Annotated in this window: 14 protein-coding genes; 4 read left to right on the top strand and 10 right to left on the bottom strand. The window is 71.2% G+C overall.

What is annotated here, in order from left to right:
- Positions 1–42: 42 nt before the first annotated feature.
- The 5 genes from KF708C_RS12540 to KF708C_RS12520 are packed head-to-tail and all read right to left on the bottom strand — an operon-like array spanning position 43 to position 5,505.
- Positions 43–978 (bottom strand): DUF6625 family protein, encoded by a 936-nt coding sequence (locus KF708C_RS12540; protein ID WP_059412017.1) that lies wholly within the window; start codon positions 976–978, stop codon positions 43–45.
- On the bottom strand, positions 978–2,117 hold the full coding sequence (locus tag KF708C_RS35625) for a glycosyltransferase family 4 protein (protein ID WP_059412016.1): 1,140 nt from the start codon (positions 2,115–2,117) through the stop codon (positions 978–980). Before KF708C_RS35625 ends, KF708C_RS12540 begins: the two co-directional genes overlap by 1 nt.
- Positions 2,114–3,436 (bottom strand): lipopolysaccharide biosynthesis protein, encoded by a 1,323-nt coding sequence (locus KF708C_RS35620; RefSeq protein ID WP_059412015.1) that lies wholly within the window; start codon positions 3,434–3,436, stop codon positions 2,114–2,116. The genes KF708C_RS35625 and KF708C_RS35620 overlap by 4 nt, the downstream gene beginning before the upstream one ends.
- A 4-nt stretch (positions 3,437–3,440) precedes the next feature.
- Entirely contained in the window at positions 3,441–4,628 is a 1,188-nt protein-coding gene (locus KF708C_RS12525; RefSeq protein ID WP_059412014.1) for a glycosyltransferase, read from the bottom strand.
- Positions 4,629–4,635: 7 nt separating this feature from the next.
- Positions 4,636–5,505 carry a class I SAM-dependent methyltransferase gene (locus KF708C_RS12520; RefSeq protein WP_059412013.1) on the bottom strand — a complete coding sequence of 290 codons (870 nt, stop codon included), beginning with the start codon at positions 5,503–5,505 and terminating at the stop codon, positions 4,636–4,638.
- Between the two features lie 859 nt (positions 5,506–6,364).
- Here KF708C_RS12520 and KF708C_RS12515 point away from each other — a divergent pair.
- The 4 genes from KF708C_RS12515 to KF708C_RS12500 all read left to right on the top strand — a co-directional run bounded on the left by KF708C_RS12515 (position 6,365) and on the right by KF708C_RS12500 (position 11,458).
- Entirely contained in the window at positions 6,365–7,237 is an 873-nt protein-coding gene (locus KF708C_RS12515; protein ID WP_020203300.1) for a helix-turn-helix transcriptional regulator, read from the top strand.
- Positions 7,238–7,650: 413 nt separating this feature from the next.
- A complete protein-coding gene (locus tag KF708C_RS12510) occupies positions 7,651–8,745 on the top strand; it encodes a polysaccharide biosynthesis/export family protein (RefSeq protein WP_029043679.1) in 1,095 nt (364 codons plus the stop codon).
- A 5-nt stretch (positions 8,746–8,750) separates the two neighbouring features.
- Positions 8,751–9,215 (top strand): arsenate reductase/protein-tyrosine-phosphatase family protein, encoded by a 465-nt coding sequence (locus KF708C_RS12505; protein ID WP_059412012.1) that lies wholly within the window; start codon positions 8,751–8,753, stop codon positions 9,213–9,215.
- The gene (locus KF708C_RS12500; RefSeq protein WP_059412011.1) at positions 9,212–11,458 is read left to right on the top strand and encodes a polysaccharide biosynthesis tyrosine autokinase; all 2,247 of its coding nucleotides are present in this window, start codon (positions 9,212–9,214) and stop codon (positions 11,456–11,458) included. Before KF708C_RS12505 ends, KF708C_RS12500 begins: the two co-directional genes overlap by 4 nt.
- A gap of 34 nt (positions 11,459–11,492) precedes the next feature.
- Here KF708C_RS12500 and KF708C_RS12495 read toward each other — a convergent pair whose 3' ends face one another.
- From KF708C_RS12495 to KF708C_RS12475, 5 genes are all read right to left on the bottom strand, one after another.
- Entirely contained in the window at positions 11,493–11,801 is a 309-nt protein-coding gene (locus KF708C_RS12495) for a hypothetical protein (RefSeq protein WP_059412010.1), read from the bottom strand.
- Between the two features lie 74 nt (positions 11,802–11,875).
- Positions 11,876–12,304: a DUF2141 domain-containing protein gene (locus KF708C_RS12490; RefSeq protein WP_155888084.1), complete on the bottom strand. Its 429-nt coding sequence runs from the start codon at positions 12,302–12,304 to the stop codon at positions 11,876–11,878.
- A 56-nt stretch (positions 12,305–12,360) separates the two neighbouring features.
- Positions 12,361–14,037, bottom strand: a complete 1,677-nt coding sequence (locus KF708C_RS12485) for a sulfatase-like hydrolase/transferase (RefSeq protein WP_231586463.1) — start codon at positions 14,035–14,037, stop codon at positions 12,361–12,363.
- Positions 14,038–14,095: 58 nt separating this feature from the next.
- Positions 14,096–15,907, bottom strand: a complete 1,812-nt coding sequence (locus KF708C_RS12480) for a sulfatase family protein (RefSeq protein ID WP_059412008.1) — start codon at positions 15,905–15,907, stop codon at positions 14,096–14,098.
- 58 nt (positions 15,908–15,965) lie between these two features.
- On the bottom strand, positions 15,966–17,189 hold the full coding sequence (locus tag KF708C_RS12475; RefSeq protein ID WP_059412007.1) for a formylglycine-generating enzyme family protein: 1,224 nt from the start codon (positions 17,187–17,189) through the stop codon (positions 15,966–15,968).
- Position 17,190: the final 1 nt, after the last annotated feature.

The following is a 17,190-nucleotide window of genomic DNA, read 5'->3' as shown; positions in this document are numbered from 1 at the left end:
CGCTGGCGGTTCCCTGCCGCCCTCGGCACGGCGCGCCCGTCCTCAGGCGATCTTGCCCCTGACGCTCCTGATCAGCCGCCTGACCCGGTGCGGCAGCTCCTTCGAAAGATCCGCGAGACGCGCCGGGTTGTACTCGCGGATCAGGTCCTTGCCCGGCGGCACCGCCGCGAGCCCGCCGAAGCCGTCGCTCGCGATGGCGAAGCGGCTTGCGTAGGGGTCGCAGCTGCGCCTGGCCATCGCGCGCTTCTGGAAATGCACGTACATGTATTCGCTGGTGCTCCACCGCCCTCCCGAGTAGACGCCGCACAGGACCTTGCCCTGGTCGAAATAGAAAAGCTGCTGCCGCCGGTTGCGCAGCGCGTTGACGAACTCGAGCCGCCTGACGTGGGGATCGAGGTCGGCGATGATGGTTTCGTCCACGTAGGTCCGGCCGCCGTGATAGCGCCAGATCCGGTTGACGCCGATGTGCTCGTCGAAGCCGCGGTGGCGCTCGTCCGAGAGAATCTCGACCCAGTTCAGCTCGGGGTGATGGCGCCGGAACATGAAGTTCGCCTCGGGACAGTTCCGGTAGAGCGTCAGGTGGCCGACCGAGAAGATCTTCTCGGCGCCGTCGAGGATGTCGGCGCAGATGAAGCGGTCGAGCCGCCCGAAGATCATGTCCAGGTCGCAATGCCCCCAGTACGCGTATGGCCGGCCCGCGAGCGGCAGCAGCATCCAGTAGGCCGGCCGGAAATCGCACACCTTGTACGGCGAGCCGAACCGCACCGGTATGCCCAGGGCGTCGGCCGCCACCCGCCTGAACTCGTCCAGCGTGAGCGCGTGCATGTGCACGTTGGCGGGGATGTCGAACGCGCGCCAGTCGCAGTCCGTAAACACCAGCCAGTCGAACCCCGGATTGAAGCGGCAGGAGGTCAGCCACAGATCGAAATACGAGGGAAGCCGGCCGAAGTACACGGCGATGATGGCGACCGGCGGCATCACGCCCCCTCCCCGGCGCCGCCGATCGCGGCGATGAATGCCGCATAGCGCCGCGCGTAGGCCTGCCAGCCGAAGTAGGCGATGTCCGCGTCGCTCATCAGGTGGCGCGGTTCATGCGCCGGCTGCGCGCAGACCCGCTGCCGCGTGCGCGTGATCGCGCCGACCAGGCTCTCGACCGACTCCGCCTCGACGATCTCCACGGCGTGCTTGTTCGATATTCTCTGGCGTATGTCCGGCGCGCCGGTCTTCTCGCTCGCGATCACGCTCAGCCCCGAGGCCAGCGCCTCGAGCATGACCATGCCGAACCCGTCCTGCCGCGACGGCAGCAGCAAGGCGTGCGCCTTCGCGTAGGTCTCGCGCAGCATGCCGTTGGGAACGTGTCCGAGCGAGCGCAGGTTCTTCATCTGCGGCATGTGGCAGTCGCCGGCGGTGCCGGCGTGCAGGAAGGTCACGTCGGGCAGCCGCCGCGCGGCGGCGCAGATGATGTCCACGGCCTTGGTGCGCGACCAGTTGCCGACGAAGATCGCGGTGAAGTCGCCGGCGGGCCGCGGCGTCGGCATGAAGCGCGCCAGGTCGACGCCGTACAGGTTGAGGAACAGCTTGCGCTCGGGCACGCCGTGCTCGACGAAGCTGCGCACGCAGTTCCTCGAGGGCAGCGCGACATAGTCGGCCACCTCGTAGCTGCGCAGCTCGCGCCGCACGTAGCGCTCGGACAGCGTCGACACGCCGTTGTGCGCGGTCAGCGCGCGCTGGGTCAGCACGTGCATGGCGCCGCGGTCGGCGACCACCCGCGCGCCGTACATGCGCCGCGCGGCCTCGCCCGACTTGTCCATCATCGCCGACAGGCCGATGAACACGTCGCAGGGCTCCAGCCGGCGCGCGACCTGCTCGTCCATCCGCTCCAGCATCGACTCCACGCAGCGCCCCTGGAGCGCGGGCAGCACGCGCTGCAGCGCGCCGGTGGCGAAGGGCTGGAGCGCCGCGAACTGGGCGCGGGCATGGCGCCGCGGAACGCCATCCCTGACGATGCGGTAGAGGGGATGGGACGAGTAGTAGGTCACGTCGTTGCCGCGCGCGATCAGCTCGCGCGCCAGGTGGACGAGATGGAATCCCGTGGTGGTCGCGATGGCGATCTTCATGGCGCCACTCCGCAGGCTTCGGCCTTGCCGGCCTGGCGCCGGCGCGCCGCCAGCAGCAGCGCCGTGAGCAGCACCTTGGCCACGTCGCCCACCACCTTGCCGATCGCCGCGCCGACCGCGCCATGCAGGCCCGCGAGGATCACGACCGCCACTACCCCGACCACCACCGAGCCGACCTGCGGCATCACCAGCGAACGGCTCGTCCCGCCGGCGAAGATCATGTTGTCGAGCGCATGGCAGACGATGGTCGCGGAGAACCCCAGCGACAGGATCAGCATGATCGTGACCGCCCCTTCGCGGTACGGCCTGGCCAGCAGGAACGGCAGCAGATGGGGGCCCAGGTAATGGACGCCGAGCATGCCCATGACGCCGGTGAAGGCGGCGGCCGCGCACCACGCGCGGAATACCGCCTGCGCCTGCGCGGCGTTGTCCTGCGAGGTAAGGCGAAACAGGATCGGCCGGAAATAGTTGGACAGGATCGCGCCGCTGATGGCGAACGGGCGGCCGATGGTGCCGGCCGCCGCCGCATAGACGCCGACCGTGCCGGGCGCCGCGGCGAAGTTCAGGATGTAGCGGTCGACGTAGCTGCCGAGCCAGCCGATGACGGCCATCACGCTGAACGGCAGGCCGTAGCGCAAGGCCTCGGCGCGGCACGCCGACAGCACGCTCCGGTCGACCGAAAGGAAGAACCTGCCGCCGTGGAAGCGATGGTGGAAGAAAACCGTGGTGGCGATCTTGGCGATGACGTAGGCGTGGATGAACGTGGCTGCGTCGCGCGGCCCGAACCACAGCGCGCCGGTCACGGCGGCGAAACAGACGCAGGCCTCCGCCACGATCCACGCGGAAAACCGCGCATGCTCGCTGTCGACGTTCAGCAGGGTGGTCATGGCCGCCTTGGCGGTTTCGGCGGCCAGGTACAGGCAGGTGGACAGGCTCAGCAGGATGGCGGAAATGCCGCCCCGGCCGGTGAGCAGGCAGAAGGCCGCGACGCCCGCGACCACCACCGGCGACAGCATCAGCCACCACCGCAGGCATGCCAGGTACAGGCCGGCGGCGAGGCTGCGGCGCGCCTCGGCCTCCTTCTGGCGGCTGCAGTACAGCGCCAGGGTCTGGCTGAACGCCATGACGACCAGGCCGTCCAGCAGCGTGTAGCCGCCGAGGGCCAGCATGACGTAACCGAACTCCGTAGTAGCCAGCAGCTCGGTGTAGACGCGGACCCCGGCGATGGCGACGAAGGCCAGCAGCACCTGGCCCCACACCACGTGGAAGAGGCTTGCCAGGCGGCCGGGCGCGAAGCGGAAGTGGGTGCCGGGCTGCATGGCGTCAGCCCGCCACCGCGGAGGCCGCCGCGGGAATGCCGGCGGCCTCGCTGCCGATGATCTCGAGCAGGCGCTGCACCGCGCGCTCGGCCTGGAAATGCCCGCAGAAGGCCCGCGACGCGGCCGCGCGCATGCCGGCCTGCGCGGCCGCGTCCATGCGCAGCCACTGCTGCAGGCAGGCGCGGGTGCCTGCTTCGGTGTCGGGGCCGGCCAGGCCCGCGCCCTCCCCGACGATCTCGCGCCAGATGTTGACCTTGTCGGAGATCAGCACCGGCACGCCGCAGCCGAGCGCCTCGGCCACCGCCACGCCGAAGTTCTCCTGGTGCGAGGGCAGGCAGAAGACTTCGGCGGCGTGGAACGCGCCCCACTTGAGGTCGCCGGCGAGCATGCCGGTCCACGTCACGCGCGCCGCCAGCCCGCGCGCGGCGATGCGCCGCTCCAGCGCGGCGCGCAGGGCCGCGTCCTGCGGGCCGGCCATCACCAGGTGCAGCGCCGGGTGCTGCGCGGCCACGCCGGCGAACGCCTCGACCAGCAGGTCGCAGCCCTTCTTCTCGTGGATGCGGCCGAGGAACAGCACGTTGCGCCTGCCGCGCGCGGCGGGAAAGGCGGCGAAGAACGCCGCGCGCAGCCGCGCGGCATCCTGCGGCGGCCGCGCGGTGCCGTAGGTGGCCACCACTTCATGGCAGCGGTAGGGCCAGAACGCGCCGCTGGCGCGCAGCCGCTCCTCGCCGGAGGTAAACAGCACGGCGCGCGCGCCGCGCAGCACCCAGTAGTCGCCAAGCAGCCAGTAGAGGCTTTTCTTCAGGTGCTTGAGCGGATAGTGCTGGCGGAACCACGGGTCCAGCATGCCGTGCGCGAAGACGAAGTACGGCACCGGCTGGCCGCGCAGCGCCAGGCACACGGCGAGCGCGTGGAACTGCCACAGCCCCTCGACCACCACCGCGTCGTAGTCGCGGGCGTGCGCGCGCAGCCACGCCACCATGCGGCGGTTGAAGCCGTACTTGAGCGTGGACGGCCCCAGCGCGATCACGTCGAGCTCGCTGTCGCGCACGCAGGCGGCATCGGGCGCGTCGCCGCAGCACACCTGCACCTGCACGCCGCGCTCGCGCAGCGGCGCGCGCAACTGGCGCACGCCCTCGATGGGGCCGCCGCCGCCGGGATCGATCGACGAGATGACGTGCAGGAGCTTCATGGCCGGCTCATTGCTCGTTCACCGCCCGCTCATTGCCCGCCGGTTGCCGCACGGCGCCGGCCGCCTTGCGCGCGATGAAGTGGAACCAGTAGACCTCGCCGAGATCCTGGCCGTCGCGCAGCGGCGCCGCGTCCACGTTGCCGAACACCACTTCGGTGTGCAGGCCGAGCCGCGCCAGCGCGCGGCGCTGCGCCTCGAGCTCGGTGTAGAAGATCACGATGCCGAACTTGTGCGCGGCGCACACGCGGATCGCGTAGCCGTCGAACTCGCGGTTCAGGCGCGAGTGGCGCAGGTAGTTGAAGGTGGCCAGCGGCAGGTTGCACAGCACCCGCGCGGCGTCGACGCCCACCGCGACCGGGTTGGCCGACAGGCGCGGCAGGCGCAGGAACTTGGAGAGATTCTCGCGGTAGCTGGGCCCGCGCAGATTGTGCGTGGAGAACAGCACCAGCCCGCCCGGGCGCAGCACGCGCGCGAACTCGCGCAGGATGGCCTCGCGGCCCGCGTGGTCCACCGCGTCGATGCCGTTGAAGCTGAACATCACCAGCGCGAAATGGCCGTCGGGCAGCGCCGCCATGTCGCGCGCGTCCATCTGCTCGACGCGCACGCCCGGGTGGTTGCGCCGGCAGATCGCGACCATCTCGGGCATGTAGTCGACCGCGGTGTAGTCGCTGCTGAGCGCGCGCAGCGGCGGCACCGTGCGTCCGCCGCCCACGCCCACGTCGAGGATCGGCTGGCCGCGCACCTGGTCGGCCACCCAGGCGATGGCGGCGGCCTCGCCGGGATCGGTCCAGTCGCTGGCGGTGCCGAACCACCGCCGCGCGCCCCAGCTGCGCCAGGCGTGCCGGTTGATGCGGTCCTGCACCGTGTCTGCTGTCATGGGAACCTCGGGAAAGGAAAAAGCCGCCGCGAACGGATGCGCCGCCGTGTCCCGCCGCCGGCGGCGGGGCCAGCGGCCTGCGTTGCATCGAGGATGCCGGGGCGGTGGGGCGGGTTCTGTTCGTTGGCACACACGCTGCGGTGCGGCATGCCGCGACGCGGCGCGGGGAGTGCGGGGAGCGCGGGTAGCGGCGCCGCCGCATGCGCGGGCCGCGCCGGCACGGCGGTCCGCGAGCACGCCGACGCCGGGGAAGCGCGGCCATCCCCCTCATCCTGATGGCTGATATGACTCTCATCCGTGCGTCGCGCGGCGGCACGGGCGCGGAGCCCGCCGCGGGGGCGCGGATGCGCCACGCTCCACCCCGGGGACAAGTTTCAGATCTGTGTCAGGCCACCGCCGCGGCCGCGCCGCGCGCTTTGAAAATCCCGTTCCGGCGGTCTATCCGTTGCAGCGGTGAAACATAATCGCGGAATTACTGTTTCACCGCTGAAACTTAATCTTTTTGAATATGCCTCACCCTTTCGGGTACCCCGCCATCCGGCTTCCACCAAGGCTTTCCGGATGATGAAAGGAAATGCCTCCACCCCCTTCCGGGCGCCGGCAAAGCAACTTGATTTAACGCAAAGCAGACCATAAGATGACCTTAATTCGTTTTAAGACGAATGGCATTTGGGGTGGGTTCAGGGGGTCAGCCTTCCGGCATGCAGTCAGGTTCCGACAAATAAAGACGAGCGGGACCGGCCTGACGGTAGTACGGGGATAAATCGGGGCGACGCAAGCCAGCAGCTTGGGTCGTGCAGGTCCATATTCCGCTGCGTTCAACCTGTTTCCTGCCGCAATCAAACGGGGGAATAAGAACATGAACGCGCTGCTCATCGAGGGTCATCCTCTGTTGCGTCTGGGCCTGTTGCAGATGCTCGAACGCATCCACGGCGTGGACCACGTCATCACCGTCGACCCGGCCGACGTCGCCCTGCTCGACGGCAATCACTGCGACCTCCTCGTGTTCGGCATGCCGGCCGACACCGATACCGGCTGGCAGCTTCTCAACAAGGTGCGCACCGTGCTCAGCGCCGAGCGCCTGCTGCTGCTCGCCGACGTCCTGCCCTTGCAGATCCCGGCGCTGGCGATGGCGCAGGGCATCTGCGGCTGCCTGCCCAAGTCCGCTTCGCTGGCCGTGCTCGAGGCTGGCATCCGGCTGGCGATGGTGGGCGGCCAGCACGTGCGCGGCGTCGGCGGCCGCCAGGCCGGCGTGCCGGTCGGCGGCTATCCGCCGGGCGGGCGCGTGCCGGTGCTGGCGCCGCTGGCCGAGGGCGCCGCCTGCGGCCCGGCGGGCGGGCGCATCCAGGCCACGCCGTGCTCGCGCGACTCGCTGGCCGCCGTGGCGCGCCAGGGCGCGCCGGCGGGCGACGCCGGCAGCCACGGCGAGACCGCCTACGACGAGGCCGAGATGCTGCAGATCACGCCGCGCCAGTACGAGGTGCTGGTGCTGCTCGCGCGCGGCCACCCGATCAAGACCGTCAGCCGCATGCTCAATATCTCGGTGGCCACGGTGAAGAGCCACGCCTGCACGCTGTACCAGCGGCTCAAGGTGCGCAACAAGGGCGAGGCGGTCTACGCGGCGCTCCAGCGCGGCGCCTCGCTGGAGTGGGTCAGCGGCGACGACGCCGCGCCGCGCGCCACGGTGCGCGCCGCCGCCGAGTATGGCGCCGGCGCCTCGGCGATGCGCTAGCGCCCGCGCCGCGCCGCCCGCGCGGGAAGCGCGGCCGGGTCTGTCCGGCGGCGCTTCCCGCCGTGCTTCTGGGCCTCGCCATTCTGTCGTCGCGAGCCGCCAATCGATCATCGCCAGCCGCCCGCCGGCGTCCCCCCGCGCGGCCCGCCGCGCCTTGCCCGGCGCCGCTTTGCGCCGGTTCCGCGAGCCCCCGCCAATGTGGGACAGCGCACCGATGGGAGGTGCCGGGCGTCCTAGGATGACAACACGGGGGACTGTCGCAGTCGTTGCGCCGGGCCCGTCAGAGCGGGGAGGCTGCCGTGAACGAGACCATCGACCAGGAAGCGCGGGGCACGGACGAACAGCGGGATGAACCACGGAGCGGACAGGCGCATGGCCGGCGCCGCGCGGGGCGCCCGCTGGCCGCGTTCGCCATGCTGTGCGCGGCGCTGCTGGCGGGCGCGTGCGCGAGTTCGCCGGGCATGCACTTCGACGCCAAGGCGCCAGTGACCGCGGTCGGCCCCGACGCGACGCCGGACATCACGCCGATCACGCTCGACCTGGTGCGCAACCAGCGCAACGTGGCCCAGCGCGAGCTCGACAAGATCGACGAACTGTTCGCCACGCCCGAGCCCTACCGCATCGGCCCCGGCGACATCGTCTCGGTGGTGGTGTGGGACCACCCCGAACTGGTGTTCCCCAACCAGACCTACAGCATCGGCGCGGCCTACGAGATCCCGGCGGTGGGCGGCGGCGCCAACGTGCCCGGCTACGTGGTCAGCGCGCAGGGCGACATCCAGTTTCCCTACGCCGGCGTGATGAAGGTCGCCGGCAAGACCGCCAACGAGGTGCGCGACCAGATCGCGCGCGTGCTCTCGCGCGTGGTGCGCGACCCGCAGATGACGGTGCGCGTGCTGGCCTTCCGCAGCCAGCGCGTCTACGTCGACGGCGAAGTGCGCACGCCCGGCATGCTGCCCATCGACGACGCGCCGATGACGCTGATCGAGGCGCTCAACCGCGCCGGCGGCGTGGTCAACCTGACCGGCGACAACAGCCGCATCCGCCTGACGCGCGGCGAGCGCAGCTGGCGCATCAACATCCCGGCGCTGCTGGCGCGCGGCGTGGACCCGTCGCGCATCCTGCTCAGGAACGGCGACATCGTGCGCGTGGAGCAGCGCGAGGACAGCAAGATCTTCGTCACCGGCGAAGTCGTGCGCCCCACCACGCTGCTCATGCGCAACGGCCGCATGACCCTCAACGAGGCGCTCGGCGACGCCGGCGGCGTCAACCCCGGCTCGGCCAACGCCGAGCAGATCTTCGTGATCCGCAAGGACACCGACAGCAAGCCCAAGGTCTACCACCTCGACGGCACCTCGCCGGTGGCGCTGGCCATCGCCGAAGGCTTCGAGCTGGAGGCCAAGGACGTGGTCTACGTGGACGCGCGCGAGCTGGTGCGCTGGAGCCGCGTGATGAACCTGCTGATTCCGTCGACAGGCCCGGTCATCGGCTCGGCCACGGCCATCAAGTAGATGCCATGATCCGCTCGATCCTGGTCGTGTGCATCGGCAACACCTGCCGCAGCCCGATGGCGCAGTACCTGCTGCGCGACGCGCTGCCCGGATGCGCGATCGCCTCGGCCGGGCTGGCGCCGCTGGAGGGCGCCGCGGCCGACCCGCATGCCGTGCGGCTGCTCGCCGGGCAGGGGCTGGACCTGTCCGGCCACCGCGCGCGCGCGCTGGACGGCGGCATGGTCAGCGGCGCCGACCTGGTGCTGGTGATGGACACAGAACAAAGAGAGGCGCTGGAGCGCCAGTTTCCGCAGGCACGCGGCAAGATCTACCGGCTTTGCGAGTTCATGCACGCTGACGTACCCGACCCCTACGGCTGTTCGCAGAACATGTTCCGGATCGTGCTCGGGCTCGTCGGACAGGGCGTCGACACATGGTCGGAGCGGATTCGCGCCATGGCACGGGATCCATACCACGGGGAGGTAGCATGAACACGATCAATCCGCACGACATACTGCCGGGCTCGCCGCACCCGGCCCGGGAGAAAGGGATCGACCTGACCGGCTATCTCGACATCCTGGTGCGCTACCGCTGGACCTTCGTGGCGGTGGCCGGCACGATCTTCCTGCTGGGCGCGACCTATGCGTTCTTCACCAGGTCGGTCTACCGCGCCGACATCGTGGTGCAGGTGGAGGACACCGGCAACAGCAACGCCGGCGGCAAGCTCGCCGCCAGCATCGCGCCCGTGTTCGAGGTCAAGCCGGCCGCGTCGGCGGAAATCGAGCTGCTGCATTCGCGCATGGTGGTGGGCAAGGCGGTGGACAACCTGCGCCTGTTCATCGACGCGCGGCCGCGCTACTTCCCGCTCATCGGCCAGCCGCTGGCGCGCTACAACCCGGGGCTGTCCGAGCCCGGGCTGCTCGGCTGGGGCGGCTTCGTCTGGGGCGACGAGCACATCGCGGTGACGCGGCTCGACGTGCCGGCGCGCCTGGAAGGCAAGCGCATGCGGATCACCGCGCTCGACGGCCAGCGCTACCGCCTGGCCGTCGACGGCGACGACAAGGGCGCCACCGGCACCGTGGGCCAGCCGCTGCTGGCGCCGACCGCGCGCGGCAACGTCGAGATCGTGGTGGCCGAGCTCGACGCGCGGCCCGGCGCCGAATTCACGGTGACGCGGGTGCCGCGCGCCAACGCGATCGCAATGCTGCAGCAGACCCTGCAGATCTCCGAGCGCGGCAAGTCCAGCGGCGTGATCGGCATCACCCTCGAAGGCCCCGACCCCGACCTGATCGCCGCCACGCTCAACGAGATCGGCACCGAGTACGTGGACCAGAACGTGCGCCGCCGGGCGGAGGAGGCGGAGAAATCGCTGGCCTTCCTCGAGCAGCAGCTGCCGCAGGTCAAGCAGCAGGTGGAGACCGCCGAGACGCGCTACAACGCGCTGCGCAACCAGCGCGGCACCATCGACCTGACCGAGGAGTCGCGGCTGATCCTGGCGCAGTCGGTGCAGCTCCAGACCCGCCTGCAGGAGCTGCGCCAGAAGCGCCAGGAACTGGTGACGCGCTTCACCGGCAACCATCCGAGCATCGGCATCATCGACGAGCAGATCGGCAGCCTGAACACCGCGCTGGCCGCCGTGACCACGCGCATCCAGAAGCTGCCCGAGGTGGAGCAGAACGTGGTGCGGCTGATGCGCGACGTCAAGGTCAGCACCGAGATGTACCAGACCCTGCTCAACGACGCGCAGCAACTGCGCCTGACCAAGGCCAGCAAGGTCGGCACCGCGCGCCTGGTCGACCCGGCCGAGGTGCCGCTGCAGCCGGTGCGGCCCGACCGCAAGCTGCTGGTGATGTTCGCCGCGCTGCTCGGCACGGCCGGCGCGCTGATCGTGGTGTTCCTGCGCCACCTGCTCGACGGCGCCGTGTCCGAGGCCGACGACATCGAGAACCAGACCGGCTTCACGGTCTACTCCACGATCCCGTTCAGCCCCGAGCAGTCGCGCCTGGCGGCGCAGGGCGGACCCAACGCGCTGCTGGCCTGCCGCATGCCGGAGGACCCGGCGATGGAGAGCCTGCGCAGCTTCCGCACCGCCTTGCAGTTCTCGCTGCTGGGCACGCGCCATCCGGTGGTGCTGGTCACGGGCCCCTCGCCGGGCGTGGGCAAGTCCTTCATCTGCGCCAACTTCGCCGCGGTGCTGGCGGCCGGCGGCAAGCGCGTGGTGCTGATCGACGCGGACCTGCGCCGCGGCAACCTCAACCACCGCTTCGACACCGCGCGCGGCCCCGGCCTGACCGAGCTGCTGCACGGCGCGCCAGTGGAGGACACGGTGCGCCGGCAGGTGGTGCCCGGGCTCGACTTCATTCCCACCGGCACGCTGCCCACGCATTCCGCCGACCTGCTGCTCAGCCCGATGATGGACTCGCTGCTCGCCGCGCTGAAGTCGAGCTACGACGTGGTGCTGATCGACACGCCGCCGGTGCTGGCCGCGTCCGACACCGGCATCCTGGCCACCAAGGCCGACGCCGTGTTCATGGTCGCGCGCGCGGACGCCACCACGATGGACGAGCTCGAGGCGGCCGGCAAGGCGATCCGGCAGGGCGGCGGCGAGGTCAGGGGCGTGCTGTTCAACGGCCTGAACGTGCAGGGCCGCTGGTACCGCGCGCACTACAACTTCGGCAAGTACCGCTACCTGAGCTACCGCTACCAGGACGCGGAGGTGGTGCAGGGCCGCTGACCGCGCCGGCGCGCGGCGGGCACGGCGGGCGCGCTCAGGCCCTGCGCGTGGCCCGCATCGGGAAGCGCCCGAACATGCCGGCGGCGATGGTGCCTTCGAGCGTGTCGCCGGCCAGCACGGCCTCCACCTTGAGCGACAGCGGCAGCGGCGAGGTGAGCTTCATCCTGAAGCTCACGCGGTCGCCGTCCAGTTCGCCGTCGGTGACCTCGACCGAGGCCTTCTCGCTCGCGTTGGTGCCGCCGAAGGTGCCGGCGCCGGTGCCGACGATGGTGAGCACCGAGTGCTGCTCGCCGTTGGGCGTCTGCGAGACGCAATCCCACTGGCCGCTGATTTCTGCCGTCATGAACTTCCTCTGCTGCTGATCCGATCCAACATGAAACAATGCGGCGCCGCCCCGCGCGGCCCGCCCCGCCGCGCCTAGCGCAGCCCGACGGCCTGGGTCTGGCTGGCGCCGTCGAAGGAAAACTTCGCCTCGCCAAAGGCCGGCGGGCCGCTCGTGATCCACGCGCCGCGGGAAAAACCCAGCGGCTCGACCGGGATCCCGATGACGTTCTTGTCGAGGTCGCCGTTGCCGTTCCTGTCCTGGTACGCGATGATCGCATAATCGCCGGCCGGCAGGTCCTTGAACATCACGACGACCTCGCCCGGCGCGGCGGCCTGCTCCTGGCCCCGGAACAGCGGGCCTTTCGGAAACTCGCCGGCATTGTTGAACAGTCCCACGCGCACCGTGCCCTCGCTGCCCTGGACGTTGCGGACCACCACCTTCAGGTCTCCCGCGCTGGCCGCGCCGGCCGCGCATGCCAGCAGGGCGGCCGCGCACTGCATGAGCGATATCTTCCTCTGCATGTTCCTCGTCTCCTTTTTCGTTTCGGTTGCGCTTCGATTTCACTTCTGCTGCACTGTTACTTCGCTTCGACTCCGTCTGAACTCCGCTTCGGCTCCGCGCCGCCGGCCGCCGGCGGCGCGAATGCCGCGAATGCCGCATTGACGCGGTCGAACTCCGGCTCGGCCCTGGCGATCGATGCCTCGAAGGCCAGCGCCGCGCGCGCCAGCCGTTCGGCAATCGCCGGCTCGGCCGCCGCCTGATCGTATTTCTCCGCGGGATCGCGGCCGAGGTGATAGAGCGTGGGCTTGTCCAGCTTGCGCTGCGGGCCGCCCGGGCGTCCGCTGGTTTCGTAGAGATTGAGCTTCCAGTCGCCGTCGCGCCACGCCTGCAGCCGGCCCTTGTAGTAGTACGGCAGCACCTGGCGCGCGCTCGGCGCGCGCCCGCGCAGGGCCGGCCCGAGGTCGACGCCGTCGATGGCCGCGTCGGGCAGCCTCGCCCCGGCCAGCGCGACCAGGGTCGGCAGGAAGTCGTAGGTCGCGCCGATGCCGTCGACCACGGCCGGGCGGATCGTGCCGGGCCACCAGAACAGCGCCGGCACGCGCGCGCCGCCTTCATAGGTGGATGCCTTGCCGTCGCGCAGGATGCCGGCCGAGCCCACCATGTCTTCATACAGGATCCAGGGGCCGTTGTCGGAGACGAACACGACCACGGTGTCCTTGGCGTTGCCGCTGCGCCGCAGCGCATCGAGCACGCGCCCCACGCTGTGGTCGAGCTCCGCGATGGCGTCGCCCACCGGGCCGCCCTTGCTGCTGCCGGCGAACTCCGGCGCCGGCAGGTGCGGCAGGTGCGGCTTCTCGTAGCCGACCCAGGCCAGGAACGGCTTGTCGTGCTTCCCGCCGACGAAGCCGACCACCTGGTCGGTCAGCCGCCGGTTGTACTGCCGCTGGTCGATCGGCCGCTCGATGACCTCGTCGCGATAGCCGGCCCCGCCCGCCTTCGCGATCCGCTCGCTGCGGATCAGCGGCAGGTTCCAGTACTCGCTCCTGGGATGGCGGAAGCTCGCGGTGGCCTGCTCGTAGTACAGCGAGAACAGCGCCAGCGGCGACTCGCCGGCCGCGTAGCGGCGCCGCAGCTCGCTGGTGGACACGCCGCCGATGAAGTAGGCGTCGTTCGACATCGGCGTGCCCCACCAGGAATCGAAGCCGTGGCGGGTCGGGTAGGCGCGCGGCGCGTCGCCGAGATGCCACTTGCCGAACAGGGCGGTGGCGTAGCCGGCATCGCGCAGCAGGCTGGCGACGGTCGTCTCCCGGTCCGGGAAGCCGTAGGGATCGTCCTCGATCTGCACCGTGTTGACCACGCCGTACAGGCCCGTGCGGGTTTCGACGCGGCCGGTCAGCATGGCGCCGCGGCTCGGCGAGCAGACCGGCGAGCTCACGTAGAAATTGGTCCAGCGCTGGCCCTCGGCCGCCATGCGGTCCAGGTTGGGCGTGCGGAACACCGGATGGCCGTAGCTGCCGAGATCGCCCCAGCCGAGGTCGTCGGCGACCAGCACGACGATGTTGGGGCGCGTCGGCGCGGCTGTCCGTGCGGGCGCTTGTGCGGGCGCTCGTGCGAGCGCTCGTGCGGGCGTCTGTGCCGCGGCCCGCGCCGCGTCGGGCGCGGCGCCGGATGCGGTGGCAAACGCGGCGCCAAACACGGCACCAAACGCGGCGGCCAGCAGCGCGGCGGCGCGCATGCGCGAACGGATTGTCATGGGTTTTCCCTCCTTGCCTCTGTTGGCGGATAAGGACGCGCGCATAAGGACGCGCGCATCAGCGCGCCGGCGGCACGACCGCGCGGCCGTCGGCGTAGTCGACGCGCGCCGCGCGATAACCGATGCGCATCGCGTCGACGTGGAGGATCTCGCCCGGCGCGAGCGGGATGACCTCGCCGCCGTAGACCGTCCACGCGGGCGCGGCCGGGCGCTTGTCGCCGAGCCGGGCGAAGTTGCCGCCGAACAGTTCGCCGGCCAGGCGCTCGTAGTCCCAGCTCTGCACGATGTGGGCGGCGGGCGGCGGCGCGGCGGCGCGCTCGATCCAGTAGCCGATCGACGCCCCGTCGGTGCCGCACGCGATGCGCACGCCGTCGGCCACCGCGATCACCTCGGGCGTGGCGGTCGCGGGCGGCTCGCTCGCGCCGTGCCACATGCGCGCCAGCATGTCGCGCTCCGGCACGGCGCCGAGGTCGCCGTACTGCATGGTCCAGGCGTCGAGGGCCTGCCGGAGTTCGGCGAGCTTGTCCTGGTAGCGCGGGTCGCCGGCCAGGTTGCGCTGCTCCCACGGGTCCTGCTCGGCGTCGTAGAGTTCCTCGGCGGGCTTGGGCCCGAACCACGCCGCCTGCGCGGCCGACAGCGTGCCGGCGTCGCGCTGCCGCAGGATGTCCTGCATCATCGGCAGCATCAGGCGAAAGCGCAGGTTCTGGTAATACGGCTTGTCCGGCATGTAGTTGCGCAGGTAGCGGTAGCGCGCGTCGCGCACCATGCGCACGCGGTCGTACTCGGTATCCATGCGGTCGCGCGCGGCGAATACGTACTTGCGCGGCGCCTGCGCCGGCGGCCCGCCGAGGAACGCCTGACCCTGCATGTAGCCGGGCACCGGCACGCCGGCCAGCGACAGCACGGTCGGCGCGAGGTCGACGCCGCTGACCAGCGCGTCGCTGCGCGTGCCGGCGCGCCGGCCGCCGGGCAGCCGCACGATCAGCGGCACGCGCGTGCCGCGCTCGAGCACTTCGCGCTTCATCCACGGCAGGCTGCCGCCGTTGTCGGCCAGGAAGAAGATGGCGGTGTCGTCGTACACGCCGTCGTCCTTGAGCATGCGGACCAGCTCGCCGACCTGCCGGTCCATCAGCGCGATATTGGTGTACATGCGGGCGATGTCGCCGCGCACCGCCGCGGTGTCGGGGAAGACCGGCGGCACCGCCACCGCGGCCGGCTCCGCCAGCAGCGCGTCCTTGCGCAGGGCCACCATCGCCTCGTGGGTCAGGAAGAAGTTGTAGACCGCGAAGAAGGGCTTGCCCGCGGGGCGGTTGCGGTAGGACGCGGCCGGGCCGCTTTCGTCCCACACGGTGACGGGCGCCTCGAACTGGTAGTCCTCTTTCTGGTTGTTGGTGGTGTAGTAGCCGGCCTTGCGCAGATGCTCGGGGAACGCCTTGACCTGCGGCGGCAGCACCACCGAATAGCTCGCGGGAATGCCTTCCGGCCTGGGCCGGGCGGCGCCGCCGGGCAGCTCCGCGCTGCCGGTGCGCATGTGGTGCGCGCCCACCGAGGTCGGGTAGGTGCCGGTGATCATGGCCGCGCGCGCGGGCGCGCACACGCCGGCGGTCTGGTAGGCGTGGGTGTAGAGCACGCCCTCGCGGGCCAGCTGGTCGATGTTCGGCGTGCTGGCCGCGCGGTCGCCATACGCGCCGATCAGCGTGGTGATGTCTTCCACTGTGATCCAGAGGATGTTCGGCCGGGCTTGCGGCTGCGGCTGCGCGTGCGGCGTGCCCGCGCACAGGAGCAGCGGCAGGGCGGCCCAGCGCGCGGCGTGGCGCAGCGCGCGGGCCAGGCCGGCGCGCGCGGCCCTCATGCGGTTGCGTGGATTCATGCGGTGATGCCTCCCGTGTCGGCTGGTTGGGGCGGAGGGGTCCGCGCCGGCGCGCGCTTCAGCCGCCGGCGGCGGACTGTCGTGCAGCCTGTGGTGCGGACTGTGGCGCGGCTTGCGGTGCCGCTTGTTGCGCGGCCCGCTGCGCCTGCCACGCGGCCTCGTCCAGCGCCAGCCGGAAGCCCAGGTGCGACATGCTGCTGTCCGGATCGGTCCCCTGCCGCGCGCTCGGGCGGTAGCTCAGGCAATAGTCCTGGCTGCAGAGGAACGAGCCGCCGCGCATCACGCGCTTCGGCGCGCGCGCGGGCACGCCGGCGGCATCCCAGCTATGGTCCGGGCCGCGCGGGTCGGCCTCGACGCGGCCCGCGCGCGCCACGCGCCGGAACTGGTCGGCGCGATACCAGTCGGCCACCCATTGCCAGGCATTGCCGGTCATGTCGTAGAGCCCGTAGCCGTTGGCCGGGAACGTGCCCGCCGCGCTGGTGCCGGCCGCGCCGCCGGCCCTGGGGCTGACCACCGGGAACGGCTGCGGCTGCCGGCCCTGCCAGACGTTGGCCATCTGCCGGCCGCCCGGCGCGAACTGGTCGCCCCAGGCGTAGGTGGCCTGCTCCAGTCCGCCGCGCGCGGCGAACTCCCACTCGGCTTCGGTCGGCAGGCGCTTGCCGGCCCAGCGCGCATAGGCCTGCGCGTCCTGCCAGGACACCTGCACCACGGGATGGTCGTCCTTGCCCGCGATGGCGCTGCCGGGACCGCCCGGGTGCCGCCAGTCGGCGCCGGCGACGAAGCGCCACCAGCGCGAATAATCGTGCAGCGGCACCGGCCGCTCGGTGCCGACGAAGACCAGCCCGCCGGGCACCAGCGCGCCGTCCGGCGGGCGCGGCGTGCCCGCCGGCAACTGGCCCTTGAGCGCGTCCCAGCCGGGCGCCTTCTCCGCGCTGGTGACGTAGCCGGTGGCCGCCACGAACGCGCGGAACTCGGCGTTGGTCACGTGATGCACGTCCATCCAGAATCCGCTGACGCGCGTCTCGTGCGCGGGGCGCTCGTTGGCCTGCGCGAATTCGTGGTCGCTGCCCATCATGAACCGGCCGCCGGGAATCCACGCCATGCCGCGCGGGCCGTGGAGACCGTCGCCGACGATGGCTTGCGGAGCGGCCGGGCCGCCCGGCGCGGCGCGCGTGCCGGCGAGCGACGCGACGCCGCCGCCGGCGATGCCGATGGCGGCGGCCACCACCGCGAGCGCGGCAATCGGGACTACCGGACGAAAACGCGAGGATCGTGCGGGCATG

This window comes from Cupriavidus basilensis (assembly GCF_000876015.1).
Classification (GTDB): Bacteria; Pseudomonadota; Gammaproteobacteria; order Burkholderiales; family Burkholderiaceae; genus Cupriavidus; species Cupriavidus basilensis_B.
The sequence above is the reverse complement of the archived record's forward strand: the minus strand, read 5'-3'. Positions and strand labels throughout refer to the sequence as shown.

Bases quoted from the DNA above. Each gene is read 5' to 3' on its own strand.
- KF708C_RS12515 (WP_020203300.1), top strand. From the start codon at position 6,365: ATGAACGCGCTGCTCATCGAGGGTCATCCTCTGTTGCGTCTGGGCCTG.
- KF708C_RS12510 (WP_029043679.1), top strand. From the start codon at position 7,651: ATGCTGTGCGCGGCGCTGCTGGCGGGCGCGTGCGCGAGTTCGCCGGGC.
- KF708C_RS35625 (WP_059412016.1), bottom strand. From the start codon at position 2,117: ATGAAGATCGCCATCGCGACCACCACGGGATTCCATCTCGTCCACCTG.
- KF708C_RS12495 (WP_059412010.1), bottom strand. From the start codon at position 11,801: ATGACGGCAGAAATCAGCGGCCAGTGGGATTGCGTCTCGCAGACGCCC.
- KF708C_RS12540 (WP_059412017.1), bottom strand. From the start codon at position 978: ATGCCGCCGGTCGCCATCATCGCCGTGTACTTCGGCCGGCTTCCCTCG.
- KF708C_RS12520 (WP_059412013.1), bottom strand. From the start codon at position 5,505: ATGACAGCAGACACGGTGCAGGACCGCATCAACCGGCACGCCTGGCGC.
- KF708C_RS12500 (WP_059412011.1), top strand. From the start codon at position 9,212: ATGAACACGATCAATCCGCACGACATACTGCCGGGCTCGCCGCACCCG.
- KF708C_RS12485 (WP_231586463.1), bottom strand. From the start codon at position 14,037: ATGACAATCCGTTCGCGCATGCGCGCCGCCGCGCTGCTGGCCGCCGCG.
- KF708C_RS12525 (WP_059412014.1), bottom strand. From the start codon at position 4,628: ATGAAGCTCCTGCACGTCATCTCGTCGATCGATCCCGGCGGCGGCGGC.
- KF708C_RS12505 (WP_059412012.1), top strand. From the start codon at position 8,751: ATGATCCGCTCGATCCTGGTCGTGTGCATCGGCAACACCTGCCGCAGC.
- KF708C_RS12480 (WP_059412008.1), bottom strand. From the start codon at position 15,907: ATGAATCCACGCAACCGCATGAGGGCCGCGCGCGCCGGCCTGGCCCGC.
- KF708C_RS12475 (WP_059412007.1), bottom strand. From the start codon at position 17,189: ATGCCCGCACGATCCTCGCGTTTTCGTCCGGTAGTCCCGATTGCCGCG.
- KF708C_RS35620 (WP_059412015.1), bottom strand. From the start codon at position 3,436: ATGCAGCCCGGCACCCACTTCCGCTTCGCGCCCGGCCGCCTGGCAAGC.
- KF708C_RS12490 (WP_155888084.1), bottom strand. From the start codon at position 12,304: ATGCAGAGGAAGATATCGCTCATGCAGTGCGCGGCCGCCCTGCTGGCA.